This is a genomic window from Paenibacillus amylolyticus, from assembly GCF_047302515.1.
Taxonomy (GTDB): Bacteria; Bacillota; Bacilli; order Paenibacillales; family Paenibacillaceae; genus Paenibacillus; species Paenibacillus amylolyticus_G.
In genome coordinates this window covers 4,858,224-4,876,644 of sequence record NZ_CP168019.1, presented here as the reverse complement: position 1 = coordinate 4,876,644, position 18,421 = coordinate 4,858,224, and the positions used below count along the sequence as shown (strand labels likewise).

13 protein-coding genes are annotated in these 18,421 nt (G+C 48.1%); 10 read left to right on the top strand and 3 right to left on the bottom strand.

Annotated features, from left to right (window positions below):
- Window positions 1-152: 152 nt before the first annotated feature.
- From ACDJ59_RS21260 to ACDJ59_RS21245, 4 genes are all read left to right on the top strand, one after another.
- The gene (locus tag ACDJ59_RS21260) at window positions 153-1,439 is read left to right on the top strand and encodes an extracellular solute-binding protein (RefSeq protein ID WP_413405559.1); all 1,287 of its coding nucleotides are present in this window, start codon (window positions 153-155) and stop codon (window positions 1,437-1,439) included.
- A 257-nt stretch (window positions 1,440-1,696) separates the two neighbouring features.
- Window positions 1,697-3,052 (top strand): ABC transporter permease subunit, encoded by a 1,356-nt coding sequence (locus ACDJ59_RS21255; protein WP_413405557.1) that lies wholly within the window; start codon window positions 1,697-1,699, stop codon window positions 3,050-3,052.
- Window positions 3,049-3,885, top strand: a complete 837-nt coding sequence (locus ACDJ59_RS21250) for a sugar ABC transporter permease (protein ID WP_405158605.1) — start codon at window positions 3,049-3,051, stop codon at window positions 3,883-3,885. The genes ACDJ59_RS21255 and ACDJ59_RS21250 overlap by 4 nt, the downstream gene beginning before the upstream one ends.
- Before the next feature lie 148 nt (window positions 3,886-4,033).
- A complete protein-coding gene (locus tag ACDJ59_RS21245) occupies window positions 4,034-5,320 on the top strand; it encodes an MFS transporter (protein WP_413405555.1) in 1,287 nt (428 codons plus the stop codon).
- Window positions 5,321-5,646: 326 nt separating this feature from the next.
- Here the strand turns inward: ACDJ59_RS21245 and ACDJ59_RS21240 are convergent, their stop codons facing one another.
- On the bottom strand, window positions 5,647-7,803 hold the full coding sequence (locus ACDJ59_RS21240; RefSeq protein WP_413405553.1) for an alpha-amylase family glycosyl hydrolase: 2,157 nt from the start codon (window positions 7,801-7,803) through the stop codon (window positions 5,647-5,649).
- Between the two features lie 447 nt (window positions 7,804-8,250).
- On the opposite strand from ACDJ59_RS21240, the gene ACDJ59_RS21235 reads away from it, so the two are divergent.
- From ACDJ59_RS21235 to ACDJ59_RS21225, 3 genes are all read left to right on the top strand, one after another.
- Entirely contained in the window at window positions 8,251-8,865 is a 615-nt protein-coding gene (locus ACDJ59_RS21235; RefSeq protein ID WP_413405551.1) for an alpha/beta hydrolase, read from the top strand.
- Window positions 8,866-8,934: 69 nt separating this feature from the next.
- Window positions 8,935-10,353: a hypothetical protein gene (locus ACDJ59_RS21230; protein ID WP_413405549.1), complete on the top strand. Its 1,419-nt coding sequence runs from the start codon at window positions 8,935-8,937 to the stop codon at window positions 10,351-10,353.
- The gene (locus ACDJ59_RS21225) at window positions 10,347-11,726 is read left to right on the top strand and encodes an ANL family adenylate-forming protein (protein ID WP_413405547.1); all 1,380 of its coding nucleotides are present in this window, start codon (window positions 10,347-10,349) and stop codon (window positions 11,724-11,726) included. Before ACDJ59_RS21230 ends, ACDJ59_RS21225 begins: the two co-directional genes overlap by 7 nt.
- Window positions 11,727-12,206: 480 nt before the next feature.
- On the opposite strand, the gene ACDJ59_RS21220 is transcribed toward ACDJ59_RS21225, so the two are convergent.
- Window positions 12,207-13,979 (bottom strand): alpha-glycosidase, encoded by a 1,773-nt coding sequence (locus tag ACDJ59_RS21220; protein ID WP_413405545.1) that lies wholly within the window; start codon window positions 13,977-13,979, stop codon window positions 12,207-12,209.
- 263 nt (window positions 13,980-14,242) lie between these two features.
- Window positions 14,243-14,821 (bottom strand): hypothetical protein, encoded by a 579-nt coding sequence (locus ACDJ59_RS21215; protein WP_413405543.1) that lies wholly within the window; start codon window positions 14,819-14,821, stop codon window positions 14,243-14,245.
- 425 nt (window positions 14,822-15,246) lie between these two features.
- Between ACDJ59_RS21215 and ACDJ59_RS21210 the strand changes: the two genes are divergently transcribed.
- The 3 genes from ACDJ59_RS21210 to ACDJ59_RS21200 all read left to right on the top strand — a co-directional run bounded on the left by ACDJ59_RS21210 (window position 15,247) and on the right by ACDJ59_RS21200 (window position 18,411).
- Entirely contained in the window at window positions 15,247-16,260 is a 1,014-nt protein-coding gene (locus tag ACDJ59_RS21210; protein ID WP_405171702.1) for an ABC transporter substrate-binding protein, read from the top strand.
- Between the two features lie 97 nt (window positions 16,261-16,357).
- Entirely contained in the window at window positions 16,358-17,371 is a 1,014-nt protein-coding gene (locus ACDJ59_RS21205; RefSeq protein WP_413405540.1) for a FecCD family ABC transporter permease, read from the top strand.
- Complete coding sequence (locus tag ACDJ59_RS21200) at window positions 17,368-18,411, top strand: FecCD family ABC transporter permease (protein WP_413405538.1); 1,044 nt, start codon at window positions 17,368-17,370, stop codon at window positions 18,409-18,411. The genes ACDJ59_RS21205 and ACDJ59_RS21200 overlap by 4 nt, the downstream gene beginning before the upstream one ends.
- The last annotated feature ends 10 nt before the right edge of the window (window positions 18,412-18,421 follow it).

Sequence of the window (18,421 nt, the reverse complement as noted above, 5' to 3'; positions counted from 1 at the left end):
TACATATTGAACGGAGAGGTCATCTTGTCTTCCATTTGAGCAAACGTTTGTACAAAAGGGAATATGGGGTGCAAAACCTGACAACATACGCAGACAAAAGGGTGAAAAGCGCGAACTTTGTTGGACCAAGCAGAGGGAAGGGGACATTTTACATGAGAAAATGGCAAGGGGCAACATTGTCCGTCATGATGGCTTTTACACTGGCTGCGTGCGGGGCTGGAGGTGGAAGTCCATCTCCAACTACGGCAGGTGAGAATCCGGAGGAAGTTGTAGAGCTGACATCCGAGAACCTTCAGCCTGAAGAAGGTGCAACCCTGGTCATCTGGGAGGACAAAAATCAAAGCAGCTTTATTGAACAAAGAGCCAAAAAATTCGAAGAAAAATATGGGGTAACGGTCAAAATGGAGGAATTACCTCCAACCGATCAGGTAACCAAGCTGACGACGGATGGCCCAGCGGGTCTGGCGGCAGATGTGGTTGTTTTCCCACACGATAAGATTGGTAGCGCTTCAGAAGCGGGACTTATTCTGCCCAATGACATATTCGAAGCAGAGACCGTAGAGAACACCAGTGACAACGCGTTGAAGGCAGTGACGTTCAAGGATATCCTGTACGGCTATCCGTACAGCGTGGAGACCTACGCCCTTTTCTATAACAAGGCACTCTATCCAGAAGCTCCGAAAAACTTTGATGAGATTATCAGTTTCGCCAAGACTTTCAATAATGTGAAGTCCAATCAGTATGCGCTGATGTGGGAATTGCAGCAATTTTACTATAACTATGCTTTCTTAGCGTCACAGGGCGGTTATATTTTTGGGGATAACGGGATGGATAGCGCGGATCTCGGTCTGAATAACGAAGGAGCCCAGAAGGGTGGACAGTTCTTGCAGACGCTGAAGTCGGAAGTACTGCCGCTTAAGATGGGTGACGTGAACTATGATATCAAAAAAGGCTTATTCTCCAGTGGCAAGCTGGCTATGGACATTAACGGACCGTGGACCATTTCCGATTATCGCAATGCAGGTATTGATTTTGGCGTTGCTCCGCTTCCGGCAATCGATGGCAAACCGATGACCTCCTTCTCAGGTGTTAAAGCCTATTATGTGAATGCATTTACACAATACCCGAATGCGTCGAAGCTCTTGGCAGCGTTCCTTTCCAATGAAGAAGCTCAAATGGAGAACTTTGACCTGAACGGCACACTTCCTGCGAACAAAAACGTGGCTGCTGATCCGAAGTTGCAGGAGGACCCGATCAATAAGGCCTTCCTTGAACAGTTCAACAACTCTACGCCAATGCCTTCGCTTCCTGCCATGGACAGTGTATGGGGACCGATCACGTCGGCCATTACGGACATATGGGATACCGATAAGGACGTGAAGGCGTCACTGGATAATGCCGTGAAACAGATCCAGGAAAGCCTTGCAACTGTCCAATAAGGACGAACGACGAGTGCGAAGATATGCATAAGGCTGCATAGATTGAACTTCATATTTACACAAAAACGGAGAGGACAGAAGAAAGCTGAAGAAGTAAAACGTGCGCCTTTATCACCGGATTTTCCCTTTTGGAAAAGGAATCAAAAAAATCTGGGGATAACAGCGATCGGAAGCTTGTTCTGTCATCGAAGTGGTCAGTGTAAGTACACTTTTGTTCAATGTATACAGGTTATCAAGAGGCGGGGAGGAGAGAGCGAATGCAACAGCAGCATGTCCCGGTGCCCGTTGGACCGAACAGGGAAAGACAGCACCGGATGACAGCGGCCATATTTTCCATCATACTGCAAGGTCTTGGACAGCTGTACAATCGACAATGGATTAAGGGGATTTGTCTACTGTTATTGGAGGGAGCAGGGCTTGCGTACCTGCTTCCTCGCCTGTCACAGGCCGTATGGGGCATATGGACACTGGGGGAAAATACACAGCGTTTTGTCAAAGTGAATGGGTCCACTGTACTTCAAAGGGGAGACCATTCCATCTTTTTGCTGCTTGATGGCATTATCGTACTGCTGGTGTTTTTTGTGTTTATCCTGATCTATATCCTGAATATCCGGGATGCGTACGTCACGGGACTTGCGAGGGAAGAAGGCAAGCAGACCCTGGGCGCAGCGGCTTCGCTTCGGAACATGATGGACAAAAACTTTCCGTATCTGTTCCTGTCCATCCCGGCACTGGGCATTCTTTTCTTCACCGTTATGCCCATCCTGTTTACGATCACAATTGCGTTTACCAACTATTCGGCCCCGGATCATATTCCGCCAGCCAAACTCGTGGACTGGGTGGGCTTCAAGACGTTCAGCGATCTGATCCAGTTGAAATCCTGGAGCCAGACATTCTACGGTGTGCTGACCTGGACGGTCATCTGGGCCATCCTGGCTACAGTCACCACCTATTTTGGTGGCGTACTTGTAGCACTGTTGATTGAACAGCGGGGCATACGCTTCAAAAAGCTGTGGCGGACGATCTTTATTTTGCCTTATGCGATCCCACAGATCATCTCCTTGCTGCTTATGCGTAATTTGTTCAATGGTCAGTTTGGTCCGATCAATACGTACATGAGAGCATTTGGGCTGGAGGGATTACCTTGGCTGACAGATCCGTTCTGGGCTAAAGTCACCGTCATTGTTGTCAACATGTGGATCGGTATTCCGGTCAGTATGGTGCTGATTCTGGGTGTATTGACAGCCATCCCTCGTGACCTCTATGAGGCTGCCGAAGTGGACGGAGCATCTGCGTTTCAGAAATTCCGGATCATTACGATGCCGTTCATTCTTTTTGCCACAACTCCAGTACTCATCATGCAGTTCGCCGGAAATTTCAACAACTTCAATGTCATCTTCCTGCTGACCAACGGAAATCCACTGCGGGGAGACTACCAGTACGCAGGGGCAACGGACCTGCTGGTAACCTGGCTCTACAAGCTCACACTCGACAATAACAAATTCAACATGGCTTCAGCGGTAGGCATTATCATCTTCCTTATTATCGCTTCATTCTCTATCTGGAACTTCCGCCGCTCCAAATCATTCAAGGAGGAGGACATGATTCAATGAATACACGTAATAATCCGCTGCGTTTGGCCCTGAGTTATGTGCTGTTGCTGATCATCGCCGTTGTCTCCATCTACCCGGTGCTCTGGATCTTTCTCTCTTCTCTGAGACCTGGTGCGGCATTGTTCAGTGAACGGTTGTGGCCGGAAGCATTCACGCTTACCCATTACGGGGAACTGTTCAATAACCCGTCTTTTATGTACGGCAGATGGTATATGAATACGCTGAAAATTGCCTTTTTCACGATGATCTTCTCCACGCTGATGGTGACACTTGGGATGTATGCCTTGTCCCGTTTCCGCTTTCGTGGACGTAAAACGATTCTCTCCACCATGCTGATCCTCGGCATGTTCCCGAGCTTTATGAGCATGATCGCAATCTATATCATTTTGCTGCAAATTAAATTGCTCGACACCCACGCTGCGCTTATCCTGGTCTATTCATCAGGGGCGGTACTGGGCGGATTTATCGTCAAAGGTTTCTTTGATACGATTCCCCGCAGTCTGGACGAAGCAGCCCGCATGGATGGTGCAAGTCACCTGCGTGTATTCACCAGCATCATCCTGCCCTTATCCAAGCCAATGTTAACTTATGTAGCGCTGACTAGCTTCACGGGTGCATGGATGGACTTTATCTTCGCCCGGCTGGTGCTGCGGACGAAAGAGAACTGGACGCTTGCGGTGGGTATGTGGGATCTGGTCAACCGTTATCAGGACAGTAACTTTACGATGTTTGCTGCGGGGGCGGTACTGATTGCTATTCCAATTACCCTGCTGTTTGTTTTCCTGCAACGATTCCTGGTTCAGGGTCTGACGGCAGGAGCTTCGAAAGGGTAATCCTGTGCCATAACAGCATAGTCAGCCGCGATACCTGCGGCACGCAAACCAGGCACTTCCGTGATGTCATGTCTTTATCGACTGGCAATGCTGCGGAAGTGCCTGGTTCTGCATGGGCTCGAATCATGATTAGGGAGGAACGTGATGTATGGGCATGATACCATCCAGTGAGCCCGAGAACATTGGATACCAAGATGGACAAGCTGCATTGCATAATACCAAAGCTCCGCGAACACTATGGCGTAATGTTACCTTTCGGAGGATATTGTACGGCTATGGCATCTCGGTCTTTGGGGATTGCTTCAATGGGATTGCGATCAGTCTGTGGGTGTTACAGACCACAGGGAGTGCAAAGAGCATGGCGGCCGTACAGATCTGCAATATGGCCGTCAGCTTTCTGTTTGGATCGGTGGCGGGTACGGTTGCAGATCGATTGGATCGCAGGAAGCTGATGCTGACCTCGGATGTATTTCGGGGCGTAATGGCTGTACTGATTGCGGTAAGCTTGTTCGGCTGGCATGCTCCGTTTCCGGTGGTACTGCTGTTGCTCTCACTCTCCATGTTTTCAAGCCTGTTTCAGGCCCCTGCATTCCACGCCTCTGTAGCAAGTATGGTGGGCAGAGAACATATTCAACAAGCGACCGGAACCATTCATATGGTGGATAATCTTGCCCGAATCAGTGGACTAGCCGCTGCGGGAGTGGCTGTTGCTGCCTTTGGCGGGTTCGTTGCCATATTAATTACAGGAGCAACCTTCCTGTTGTCCGCAGTCTGTGTGCTGATGGCGGGCCGCTTTCCTGAGGTACAGCGATCCGTTAGTCAGCAGACCACGTTTGCTCAGGAATGGCGTAGTTCGTTTGCCTACATCTATCGGAAACGTCTGATCCGTTCCATCGTATTGCTCAATCCCGTACTGATTTTGTTTTTCATGTCGGCCATGATGCTGGTTCAAGTGATGGCGGTCAAGGTATGGGAGGCGAATCCGGTACAGTTTGGATTAATTGAGACCTGTATTCCGCTGGGATATATGATTGGTTCTGCATTGTTGATTGCTTCGGGAAAACGATTGAAGCGAAGAGGGAGGTGGGTATTTATCGGTCTGATTGTGTTGGGGCCACTCTATATTTTTTTGGCAAATGTATCCTCGCCAATCATGGCGTTGCCGTTCATCGTGGGCGGAGGTGCGATGTTCGCCTGCTGTACGATGCTCACCCAGATTATGCTGAGGACAGCCGTTCCGGACGAGCTGCAAGGAAGGGTCTATGGTGTAGTTGGAACAATCACCAGTACAGCGCCTATTCTGGGATTGACTGTTGTCTCCGTATTGGCAGATCAATGGGGGGCAGCTTCTGTGCTGCAAGGCGTGGGCATATTACTGCTGGCAACAGGTATTCTGGCAGCAACAACATTGAAGTCAATTCGAACCTATCATTAGAATTGTGAGATATAGATCCAATCTATGTCAGTTGAATAATAAACATTTACACGATAACGGAGTAGTCAGATGCAATCCGGAAAAGCGAAGCGTTCGCCTAAAAGATTTCTTAAAGAAAGCTACATTGGTTGCATAGGTTACCCCCAGATTTTCCCTGTATAGAAGAGAATCAAAAAACTGGGGGTAACAGCGATGGGAGATGGTTCTGGCTGTATAGTGGTCAAGTGTAAAGTCATTTGTTCAACTTATATATTATAATCCAATAGCAAAACCCGGAGCATACGCTGCGTTAGCGTAACTCCGGGTTACCTTGTGGACTGAATATCCTATTGCCAGTTTACATTTACAGTCGCTGTACCGCTGGTTGGTGTGGTGAACGTGTGGTTGGAACCACCTTCCCACGTAATGGTTGCACCATTTTTCTTGAAGAATTTGAACTCCAGTTGTTTCCCGGCAGGCACGCTCACATCATAGTACCAAGTTGGGTAGGCGTGGATAACCTGATTGAAAGCAGGGCCAATAGCTGTTGTACCCGTACTCCAGTTGCCCAGTTCTGCCACGTTACCTGCCAGATAGATGTTCTGACCCAGTGTGGTGGAAGCATTGTTAATGACAAATCGTACAGTGACCTGATCACCCGTAAGGATGGTGAAGTTGTTATACGCATTGCTGTTGACGCCATTCGAAGCTACTTTTACAGCATAATTGCCTGCGGCAACAGCTGGGATCGTAACTTTAATCTGTGTATCTTCCCAGGATGTAATGGCTGCACCGGTAACGGCTGATGTACCGAAGTATACCGTGCCTTTGGTGGAACCGAATCCGCGTCCGCTAATCGTAACGACATTACCCGGTTTGCCCATCACCGGACCTACATGTCCGATCGTTGGTGTTGTCTCGCTCGTTGTATATTGCCATACCGCTGTTGCACCGGCTGCCAGTGTGAAGGAAGAGACGTTGCCATTGGTGGAAGTGATGTTATTACCGTTCAGTGCACCGCCCAATACATCGGTGTAGTTGCCTGTTGGCAGTGAAGTGCTTAGATTCGCAATGCTTGCTGGTGTGGAGAGATTACGGTTCACCGCAACAACAGCTACACTTTTACCAAATTTGCGCTCATAGACGTACACATCATTATTGATCCAGCGTTGCTGAGTGGAGCCATAGGCAATCGCCGGATTGGATTTGCGCAGAGGGGCTAGCTTGCTGATCACGTTGAAGGCAGTGGTTGTTTTGGAGAAGGAAGGCATTTTGGCCCGATTATCAGGGTCCCCGTTACCCGTTAGATACTGCTCGGTACCATAATAGATGGCAGGTACGCCGCGTGAAGTCAGCGTGAAGGCCAGCGCTTGTTCCAGACGACGGTTGTTGACGGCACTTGTTTTGAACCGATCCATATCATGGTTGTCGATGAACGTAACTTGATCATTCACCTGATTGTAATCTGCCGCTGTGCCTGTAATCATCGAATCCAGAGCATACATATTGGACGTGTTATCCCGGAAGACATCACGTACGGCAGAGTTAAAGCGGAAATCAAGCAGGCTCATCCCGGATTCGTTGGCAAATTCCGTGTTATCCGCATCGGATGCAGCAGATCCCAGGAACCATTCACCAAAGGTGAATACAGGTTTATGTGCATAGATGGAGGACATCCAACTCTTTTGCCAGCCGAGAGGCATATGTTTCACCGCATCTACACGAATGCCGTCCACGCCCATATCAAGCCAGAGCTTGATTGCATCTTTGAAATATTGGTCAATGGTATTGTTGTTGTGATTCAGGTCAGCGAGGTCGTAGAGGTTTTTGTAGATTCCATTCTCCAGGGAGGAAAAGTCGGAGCCGCCGTTGTGATGGAAATATCCATTCGTATCATTCGTGTATCCGCCAACAAGATTACCGTTATCATATAACTTGCCATTCTCAGCAAAGGACGTATCGGTTTCCATGGCAGGAGACGTGTGGTTTGGTGCAAAGTCAATTACGATCTTGATGCCTTTGGCATGAGCAGTCGTAATCAGATTTTGAAAGTCAGCCATTGTTCCGAAATACGGATTGGTCTTCTTGAAATCACGTGCCCAGTAGCCATGATACGCTGTGTTGATCACGCCGCCGTAGTTGATCGTGGCAAAGATATTTTCGACCGGTTGGGAGATCCATAATGCCGTAACGCCCAGATCGCTAAAATAGTTATCGTTGATTTTGTTAATCAAACCCTGCCAGTCGCCGCCACAATACAGCTTCAGGTTACTACAAGTGGCATCGTAGGCAGCTCCGGTAGGATTGTTGGAAGGATTGCCGTCCAGGAATCGGTCTGTAAAGATCTGATAGATGACGTCTGTACTAAAGTTCTGCTTGTTGGTAACTGCGGTATCCGCATCGGCATGGATCGCTGAAGCAGGCAGATAGGGAAGTGCGCCCCCTGCAAGTAAACTGAGTGTCAGTGTTGTGCTGAGGAGTACGCGTTTGGCCATTTGAAACATAGTAATCCACCCTTCTCGTGAATGTAGTAGTTTAGATAAACAACCAACCTGGATCTTGAATAATAGCGCTTTCAATACAACAGGATGTTACGCAGTGGATTGAAGACTTCCCTCCTTTTGACACGCCAACAACCCCGGCATCTCCTTCGGGAGTTACCGGGGTTGTCCTAAACCGCTCTGGTTTAAAAGCATGGCCCTCGAGTTATGATCACAACGCTATCGTAAGAAATAATGGATCTTATGTCAATAACTTTTTTGAGAGCATTTATTTTCTATTTTTATGTTTACAAAAGCATGTCCGGGGATTTAAACTATTCGCAGATTCACAATATAAGGGCTATGTATCCCGGGACACTTAAGTGTGTTCTGGGACAACCCCGTCTCTTCTGAGGCGGGGTTGTTTGTATTATGCAGTCGAATCGGGAGAAGAGAGGCGGTTGATAATCGTTGAGTACCCATTCTGTCATCGAATGTTTGGAAGGCATTCAGGCGTCGAGGCTGGGCAATATCCGCAACATTTATGTGTACCTCCCGCCCGGTTACCATGAGCAGACAGCTCGGCATTATCCGGTTCTGTACGTTCATGCGGGGCAGCGGGCTTTTGGTCCATCCCGGACAGGCAATGAAACATGGAACATGGATCAGGCAGCGGACGGACTAATTGCCTCCGGGCAGATTGAATCACTGATTATTGTCGGTATTGCACATGTCCGTCCAGTCACGCACAACGAATTCTACCACTACATTGCTCCTGAGAGAGAGGCCGTGAGTGTGGGGTGCTCAGGCATCGACTATGAGCATTTCATCATTCATGAGCTCAAGCCGATCATTGATCATCGTTACCGTACACTGCCGGACAAGTCGAATACCGGGCTGTTGGGTTCATCTGCCGCGGCGCTTTGTACATTGCACATGGGGATGAGAAATCCGGATGTTTTCGGAAAACTGATCATGATGTCGCCATTTTATGTGGATGTGCAGCTGGACGAAACATCGGAAAGCGGACTGTTGGAAGAAAACATGTATCGCTTGCCAGAAGCGGGTATTTCGAGCGACAGATGATATGTCTGTGCATTACCTAATCCAATCCTGGGGCAGTACGTCGGCCAAAACGGGAACAGGAGGCCCAAAATGATCATTCCTTCATTCGCTCCAGTGCTGGACATTCCTTATTATTATCCCTGCAATTTTCCTCTGATTCATGAAGTGCTCCATCGACAAGGATCCATCACAAGTCTGGCACTGCTGGCGGCAAGTCGGTTGTACAGCCTTCCTTCGTGCGGGGATAACGGACTGGTGAAGCCTTATTTTCACAAACTGGATTATGTAGAGCCGATCTGGGAGATGTATGGTCAGCGACAGCTGGAAAGCTTCGAGGAAGGCAAGACGCAGATCCGGCAGCATATTGGCGAAGGTGAGCTATTTTTGGCTACAGGAACCAGTTATCATCTGCCTTACTGTGAGGATTATCAGAATCCCGAGTACATTCGCAAACATGTGAAGCAAGGCACCCGACTGCATCTGGTAGACCATTGGATTGCTGTATATGGTTTGGAAGATGAGCATGTTCACGTCTACGATCCCGTGCCCTCCAAGTATAAGGGGAAGGTTGCTCAAAGGGCCTTTCATGACTTCTGGAAAGGTAACCAGAACATACCCGAGCTTGCTCAGGCCAAGCGCAAAGAAGAACTCCGAACGTTTGGCACCATGGACATTCGGGCGACTGTGAAGCTTGACTCTGCGGGTTACCGCGAAATGTTGACCCAAGCGCTTACAACGCAGATTGAAGAGTTTCTGACAGGCCGGACGATTACGCAAGGAGAGCGTAATTATCATTTTGGACATGCGGTGTCTCTGCGACTCTTAGGTGCATTGCATGGGGCGAATGAAGGGGATCTGGCCAATGAAATGTTAATATCGAGTCTGCTGTTTAATATGCGATGGAGTCGATATTTTCTTCGAGATCTTCTTCAGGAGTCTGCCTTATGGCTAGGTTCTCCACTTGATCAATATGCGAGAGAATTCAGCGAGATCATTGTACGTTGGGAGAAGGCCTATAATATGCTTCAGGTCAGTCGGATAAAACAGCGTGAGCAGTGGAAAGTACAGCTAACAAGTGTAATTAAAATGTTGGTCACCGATGAATGGCAATGGTATGAGTCACTTCGACAGTCCATACCTCAGGCAGATTGCTTCCCACGTCAGGCCGTGTTGATGATTGGACAAGAACACAGGGAGGATTTGCTCCGTATCGTATTGGATAGTTGCCGGGAGTTAAACGCGTACCATAATACAACGATTCCACTTGGTGAGGGTGGTAACGCTCCACTGTACGGACGAAGTGGGCAACTGGATTCGCTGGAACTCGTGTCATTGCTTGCAGTGGTAGAGCAGGGAATCGAAGATCGATGGGGAACGGGGATGGGAGCCGCACTGGCGGAGATGGCTGCTGCTTCCATGCCGGAAAGCCCATATCAGACCGTGGATTCACTTGTTGATTATCTCGCACAGCAATGGGCGCCTGCCGGTAAGGAGGATGCAAGATGTTGAACCAATTCTTGCTTGAACGATTCGCGGAGCAGGGACAGCAACCTGCGCTGATCTGGAAGGAACAGGAGTACAGTTACCGTTGGCTGCTGGAACAGGTTGGCATCATGAGTCAGTGGATTACAGCAGAAGGGCTGACTGGGCAACTTGTAACGCTGGAGGAAGACTATTCCCCCTATGCAGCGGCAGCATTGGTTGCTTTGCTCGGACAAGGGTGTATCGTGCTCCCCATGGATCGGAACCTGGTTGAAGCCAAACGAGAGGAATATATCCAGCTGGCACAGGTGAAATGGCGTTTGGGCATTGAAGAAGGCAAGTTGTGCATTCGGCAAACATGTGAATTATCTGGAGAGGTTCCTGTGTTGTTATCCTCGCTGGCACAAGAAGGCGTAGGCGGACTTGTACTCTTTTCATCCGGATCAACCGGAGTGAGTAAAGCGACTGTGCATCGTGCAGATCGGCTGTTACATGGTTTTCGGCGGCAGGTTAGGCCTTTGCGAACGATTCCTTTTATGATGTTTGATCATATCGGCGGTGTGAATACCATGCTTCAATCCCTGTCCAGTGGGGGCTGCCTCTGTATCATTGCGGATCGATCACCCGAAGAAGTGTGCCGAACGATTGAGAAGTTTCGTGTACAGGCGCTGCCTGTCTCCCCAACATTCATGAATCTTTTACTGCTGGGTAGAAATGATGAGGGATATGATCTGTCGAGTCTCGAAGTTGTGTCATACGGATCGGAAGTGATGCCTGAATCCGTACTGGCAGCCTGGAACCGGAGATTTCCACAGTTAAGGACGATACAAGCCTATGGCATGTCTGAACTTGGCATTCTGCCAACCCGCTCCAAAGAGCCAGGCTCGTTGCTGTTTTCCATTCAAGATGAAGGGGTCAAGTACCGGGTCGTGGAAGGAGAATTGCAGATTCGTACGGAAACCGCGATGATCGGATATTTGAATGCACCATCACCCTTTACAGAGGACGGGTGGCTACGTACTGGGGATGAAGCCTTGCTGGAGCAGGGGTACATTCGTATTCTAGGACGTCGTTCCGAGATCATTAACGTAGGGGGACGGAAAGTGTATCCTGCCGAGGTCGAGGGTGTTCTGGAAGAGATGGAATGTATTGAAGCGGCCGTAGTTTCGGGGGAACAGAGTGGTATCACTGGTCAGAGGGTGAAGGTGACTATCCGCCTGGCCACAGAATGTACTCTCACCGATCTGCGGCGATCCATCTGGGAATATTGTCAGGACAAGCTGCCTTCATACAAGATTCCGCAGAAAATCGTAATTACACAGGGAGCGCTCGTAAGTTCAAGAATGAAGAAAATACGAAAACCGATGACTTCGATACCCTTCGCCTCGGCTGGGAAATAGGTCGCTGCCCCTAACGACTATCAGGCGGGAGAGTAGAGTAGAGTAGTGAACTTTAACCTATCTGGAAACACAAAAGGGAACAGAAAAGGTGCTGCCTCGAAGAGTTTCACCTTGCTTGAATCGGTATCGCTAACGAACCTCAAACATCGTATTGAGGGGATAATCAAGAAAGTAAAACCTAACGAATCTCAGTAACGTTATTGCTTCAAAAATACGGCTTCTAGTCTCGAAAATCGACTTATTGGACGAAATAAGGTCTCTCTAATTCGTTAAGCATTTAGCCCGCGTATAATGAAGCAAATAACGTGTGCTGGGTTCGTTAGGATATGACGTATAAGATACAGAAGAGGCTGTCCTTGGTCTGATATGCTACCCATACAGTAACAGGATTTTATTATTTTACCTGTCTACTTTATGGGGAGCATATCACCTAGGGGACAGCCTCTTTGAAGTTATTTTCCCTTGTTAGCTGTATTTATCTCAGGCCTCAGCTGGTTGTTTCACCTCAAGTTGCATCAGGGAGAATCCGTATGCTTCCAGATCGAGGGTCAGTTTATTTTGCCGAGCTTCCACGGTGTTTGATGTGAACAGATTTCGCCAGATGTTACGATCTCCCAAGGGGAGTTCAAGGGTGCATGGTTCATCACCCGCATTAAGAACAAGAAGCATGCGCTCTCCCGTCTGCGAATCCAATCGTTCGATGGCAAGACAAGGGTCTCCGGTTTTTGCATATACAATCTTCAGTTCTGTGCTGCGTAGGGCAGGGTGCTGTTTGCGAAGTGCAATTGTACGGGTGAAGAATTCCAGAAGCTCGCGATTCTGCTTGGTCTCATCCCACTCCATACACTTGCGGCAACCCGGATCATATCCTCCATCAAGACCGACTTCGTCTCCATAATAGATACATGGCACACCTGGATACGTAAGCAACAACGTAACGGCAAGTTTCATCTTGCGCTCGTCTCCATCACATAAGGTCAGCAGTCTGGGGGTATCATGACTTCCGAGCAGATTGAAGGCCGCTTCCGTTACAGGTTGTGAATAGGCTGCGAGCAGTTTGCCAATCTCATTGGCAAATGCGAGTCCGTCGAGCTTGCCGTGCACCGTATAGTCCAATACCGAGTTGGTAAACGGATAATTCATCACGGCATCGAACTGGTCTCCCTGAAGCCACATGAGCGAATCATGCCAGATCTCGCCGAGCAGATAGGCGTCAGGTTTAATGGCTTTTACCGTCTGACGGAATTCGCGCCAGAACTGATGATCCACCTCATTCGCCACATCGAGCCGCCATCCGTCAATGTCCATCTCCTCAATCCAGAAACGTCCTACCTCTAATAGGTATGCCTTCACTTCAGGGTGTTCCGTGTTCAGTTTCGGCATGAGCGGTTCAAAGGCAAAGGTGTCATAAGTCGGTATGCCATCCTCCACACGTGGCGGCCAGTCTTTGATATAGAACCAATCTGCGTAGATGGAAGAGGCTCCATTCTTCATGACATCGACAAAAGGAGGGAACTCTCTGCCGGAATGGTTGAACACCGCATCCAGAACAACGCGTATGCCGCGCTGATGACAGGCGTCCACGAACGCTTTGAACTGTTCATTGGTTCCAAAGTGAGGATCAACCTTCATGTAATCGCCTGTATTGTATTTGTGGTTCGTCGTGGCCTCGAACAGCGGACAGAAGTAGATGGCATTGATGCCAAGCTGACTTATATGATCCAGATGATCCAGTACACCTTGGAGGTCGCCGCCAAAGAAGTTCACCGGTGTAGGCTCTCCTCCCCAGGGTTCAGCATTGTTGGGACTAATGGAGGGATCGCCATTGGCATAACGTTCCGGGAAAATCTGATAAAACACGGCGTCCTTAACCCAAGCAGGCGGTTCAAAAATGTCGACCGGATTCATAAATGGAAAATCAAAGAATTCAAGTGGATGATCAGGCAGCGCCTGCTCGAATCCACGCTCCGTCATCCAGACGGATTCCTCTCCCTGAATCAATTGGAAACCATACCGTAATCTGCGATAGGGAGGTGAAGTCTCGGCTTCCCAATAATCGAACATTTCATCCCGGGCAAAGATGTGCATAGGGATGTGCGTGATCGTCCGATCCCAGGCATATTTGTCCCCGGTAATGGCAATCACCGCATCCAGATCCCCACGTTTGGACCGAAGTCGCAAATGCATGGTTGAGCGGTCATAAGCATAGGACCAATTGAGTTTGGGGCGGTGGTAAATGGCTTCAAGAATCATGTAAATCACTCCTCGTCAGATGATGAAATTCAGATGAAAGTGGCCATTAAACGCAAAAAAGGCACAACCTCAATTGTTCACGAGGTTGTACCTTTCGGCAGCATAGCCTTTTGATTATAGTGCTATTATACGAACTAACGCAGCAAAAGAAAACACTTTTTTTCCTTAAATTTCAAAATTGTTTAAAACGGATAAAGCGATGATTCCATTCACACGGTGAACGCCGGAATAGTGCATTCTGACGTTATACATGTGTGGCTGTTTTACATTTGGTAGCCCAGTTTTTCGCCGTAGGCTTTGATTTCAGCATGATATTGTTGAATGCTTTTGATCCCTGATGCAATCTTGTCATTACCTTGTTTAAGGAGTTTGCTGTTTACTTTCGTTTTGGCAACAGACTTTTTGAACAATTGATATCCTTCAAGCTGAGCATAGCTGCCTTTAACCAATTTGGCATGGATTTTTTTCAGTTCAGCATTCTCCGGTTTGATCTGTTTCAGCATGGAAACATACTTGGTGTAGTTAGGGATTGCTGTATTGTTCAGTTTAAGATAGAAGGATTTGCGATTGGAAGATGTAATGTATGTATTGCCACCTACTGCATCCATTGCTTTCTTCTCGTATACCGCAGGATCGGTCAATGCATCCAGGTAGTTCAGGAAATCTTCTTCTTCGGCTGTAAGTTCCGGTTCTTCTTCTGACGTGTCAACTTCATAGTATTCGTCTTCCGAATATGTATTGGTTAAGTCATCCGCAGCAGCGGCATAGGAGCCTGCAGGTGCGAACACCCCGCCGAGCAAAACAAAACTCATAATGATTGATAGTACCCATGATTTCTTCACGTGCTAATTTCCCCTATCTATAGATGTGATTTTATTCCAATGGATAATCTAACATAGTGCGACAAGAAATTACAGGAATTTTTTTACAGTAAATAACTCGCTTGGATGCATATGAATGAATAATGATTCACCAGCAAAAAGGACATGTATTAGATGAAGCTAGAAGTTAGAAGAGAAATGTGCATGTTAAGTTACAGAGAAAAAATTTACATATATGGTTTGTGTGGAGGCGTATTGTATCGATATATATTGTATTGGTTTAGTTAATATATCTTTATTTAATGTTGTTTTGTGAAGTTATAGGGTTCGATAGGGAGTGAGAAGTTTTTCCAAATAAAATGCTTGTATAATGATTTCATCTCCATTACAATACAATTGATAATGAGATTCAATATCATTTAGATAAAAAAGGGGAGACGGATTTCATGTATAAAGTAAAGAAAAAGCTATACATTTATGCAGCACTTATTCTGATGATTTCACTACTTGCTGGTTGTGCTTCGGGTGGAAGTGCCGAGACTACAAATACGTCTAGCCAAGCTGCAAGCAGTAATGAGAGCAATAATGAAAGTGATACAACTGCAAGTGCGACTGAAGACCAGTCCAGAGTGATCAAACATGCCATGGGCGAAACCACAATCAAGGGAACCCCGCAAAAGATCGTGACACTGTTCCAGGGTGCGAATGATGTCGTTGTTGCACTTGGCGTTAAACCGACAGGCGTGGTGGAATCCTGGGTTCAGCAGCCAGTCTATGAATATCTGAGAGCAGATCTGGACGGAGTTCCACAAGTAGGACAGGAATCGCAGCCCAATCTGGAAGAGATCAACAAGTTGAAACCCGACTTGATTATTGCTACGAAGATCAGACATGAAGAGATCTATGAGCAACTGTCGCAGATCGCACCAACGGTAGTGACGGAGACGCTGTTTGACTGGAAAGAAACGGTGAAAACTGTTGGAGAAGCGATGAATAGGGTTGAGCAATCGGATAAATTGTTGTCTGATTGGGATGGCCGTGTAGCTGATTTTAAAGAAAAAATGGGGGATCGTCTGCCAATTGAAGCAACCATCACGAACTTTAGAGCCGATCAGGTTCGTATTTTCTACATGGGATATGCAGGTAAGATTCTGAATGAACTTGGGTTCACCAGACCTGCCGGACATGACGCAGACACATGGGGAGTTGAATTGACTTCCAAAGAAAACATTCCAGATATGAATGCAGACATGATCTTCAACTTCAATTCAGGCACAGAAACAGATGCCATTCAGAAAAATTATGATGATTGGACCAGCAGTCCACTGTGGAAAAACCTTGATGCAGTCAAGAACAACCAACTGGTTCAGGTCGATGAAGTGGCCTGGAACATGGCAGGTGGATACACATCGGCCAACATGATGCTGGACGATCTATATAAGCAGTTCAACCTGAACTAACTAACAGGAGCAGGACCTGCCATGCACCAGGACATTCGTTAACGAAGTGTATGGGCAGGCAGGTCTTTTGTCATTTTACAGATGAAAGAGTGAGAGTATGTTTCCCCTTTTTACAAAGGCAAGCGCCAAGATCTATGGACTGGTTGGTTTATTCATATTACTTCTACTTGCTTGCCTAGCCAGTATGATTCTGGGACGTACGCATATCACGTTTCAGATGGCATGGGAAGCACTGCAATTCTATGACGAGAGTTCTGTGGAACATGTGGTTCTGCTGACGGAACGGTTACCACGTACAGTTATTGCTGCTGTTGTAGGAGCAAGTTTGGCCGTGGCGGGTGGACTGATGCAGGCATTGACACGTAACCCGCTGGCATCACCGAGTGTGTTCGGGATCAATTCTGGTGCGATCTTTTTTATTGTTATTGCCATTGTTGTATTGTCCGTGTCTTCGCTCACCACCATGATGTGGTTTGGTTTTGCAGGGGCTGCTGTAGCCGCGGCAATTGTATATGGGCTAGGTTCCCTCGGTCGTGATGGCCTGACACCGATCAAAATTGTACTGGCAGGTACGGCAATCTCCGCGTTATTTGCCTCGTTCACACAGGCCATTTTGGTGCTCGATGGAACCGGATTGCAGGATGTACTGTTTTGGCTTGCCGGTTCAGTAAGTGGTCGGACGTTGGAAATGTTATATCCTGTTCTCCCGTACATGACAGCCGCAGCTATTGTCTCTTTGTTCATGGGTAGAGCCATCAATCTGCTCTTGACGGGTGATGATATCGCCAAAGGCATGGGACAGAATGTACTTCTAGTCAAGGTGCTCATGGGTATTGTTACCGTATTGCTCGCGGGTGGTTCTGTTGCCATAGCTGGTTCGATCGGTTTGGTTGGTCTGGTTGTCCCGCATATCATGCGTGCACTGGTAGGAAATGATTACCGCTGGCTCGTTCCTTACTCTATTGTAGGGGGAGCGATTCTGCTGCTGTCCGCGGATGTTGTTGCAAGGTTGGTGATCATGCCGCAGGAAGTTCCACTCGGTGTCATGACTGCACTGATTGGCGGACCCTTCTTCGTGTATATTGCCCGCAAGGGGGTGACGAAGATATGAGGAAGGTGTTGACTTCCCGCAACAAAAAAGACACCGTCTCGGTGCAAATGGAACGAAAATCATTGTTTGTCATCGGCATATGTATCCTTCTGTTCCTAGTGGCAGGGGTTGTTGGTACCAGTGTGGGCAGTGACTTTATTTCTCCGCTGGATGTGCTTCGAACGATATTTGGTCTGAATGCTGGAGAGCATGACTTCGTCGTGCTGACCTTAAGACTGCCACGGGTGTTATTATCTCTGCTCGTAGGAGCAGCCCTCGGTATGTCAGGCGCACTTCTGCAAGGCATTATCCGTAATCCGCTGGCCTCACCGGATGTCATCGGCATCACCGGCGGCGCGGCCGTTGCAGCTGTAGGTTTTGTTACGCTGTTAGGTGGAGCGGTAAGTATCAAGTTGTTGCCATTGTTCGCCATCGCTGGCGCAATTGTGACGGCTTTGATCATCTATGTGCTTGCCTGGAAAAAGGGAGTCAGTCCGATCCGGCTGGTGCTGATCGGGATTGGAGTGTCAGCCATTACCGGAGCTGGAACGACCTTTATGCTGATCCTGAGTCCATTCTACACGGCAGGTCAAGCCTATATCTGGCTGACAGGAAGTGTATACGGAGCATCGTGGACCGATGTCCGAACGATTTTACCGGTTATCGTAATTGTTATACCGCTGGGGATTTGGTTCGCTCGCAGCCTGAATGCACAGGAGTTCGGGGATGATCTGGCCACAGGGCTGGGTGTAACTGTACAGCGGCATCGTTCAGCGTTGTTGTTATGCAGTGTACTGCTGGCGGGAATCGCCGTTGCGGTTGCCGGAACCATTGGTTTTGTAGGTCTGATCGCTCCACATATTGCCCGAAAGCTGGTTGGACGGATGTTTGGCAGTATGCTGATTGTGTCTGGACTGGTTGGTGCTCTGCTTGTATTTGCGGCAGATCTGATTGCCCGCACTGCCTTTCTACCGCTGGATGTTCCCGCAGGGGTATTCACCGCAGGCGTAGGCGCACCATTTTTCCTGTATTTGTTGTTCAAGAATCGAAATCAGTTTTGAGGAGGAGAGA

Coding starts and splice junctions, on each gene's coding strand:
- ACDJ59_RS21260 (WP_413405559.1), top strand. CDS start 153: ATGAGAAAATGGCAAGGGGCAACATTGTCCGTCATGATGGCTTTTACA.
- ACDJ59_RS21255 (WP_413405557.1), top strand. CDS start 1,697: ATGCAACAGCAGCATGTCCCGGTGCCCGTTGGACCGAACAGGGAAAGA.
- ACDJ59_RS21250 (WP_405158605.1), top strand. CDS start 3,049: ATGAATACACGTAATAATCCGCTGCGTTTGGCCCTGAGTTATGTGCTG.
- ACDJ59_RS21245 (WP_413405555.1), top strand. CDS start 4,034: ATGGGCATGATACCATCCAGTGAGCCCGAGAACATTGGATACCAAGAT.
- ACDJ59_RS21240 (WP_413405553.1), bottom strand. CDS start 7,803: ATGTTTCAAATGGCCAAACGCGTACTCCTCAGCACAACACTGACACTC.
- ACDJ59_RS21230 (WP_413405549.1), top strand. CDS start 8,935: ATGATCATTCCTTCATTCGCTCCAGTGCTGGACATTCCTTATTATTAT.
- ACDJ59_RS21225 (WP_413405547.1), top strand. CDS start 10,347: ATGTTGAACCAATTCTTGCTTGAACGATTCGCGGAGCAGGGACAGCAA.
- ACDJ59_RS21220 (WP_413405545.1), bottom strand. CDS start 13,979: ATGATTCTTGAAGCCATTTACCACCGCCCCAAACTCAATTGGTCCTAT.
- ACDJ59_RS21210 (WP_405171702.1), top strand. CDS start 15,247: ATGTATAAAGTAAAGAAAAAGCTATACATTTATGCAGCACTTATTCTG.
- ACDJ59_RS21205 (WP_413405540.1), top strand. CDS start 16,358: ATGTTTCCCCTTTTTACAAAGGCAAGCGCCAAGATCTATGGACTGGTT.
- ACDJ59_RS21200 (WP_413405538.1), top strand. CDS start 17,368: ATGAGGAAGGTGTTGACTTCCCGCAACAAAAAAGACACCGTCTCGGTG.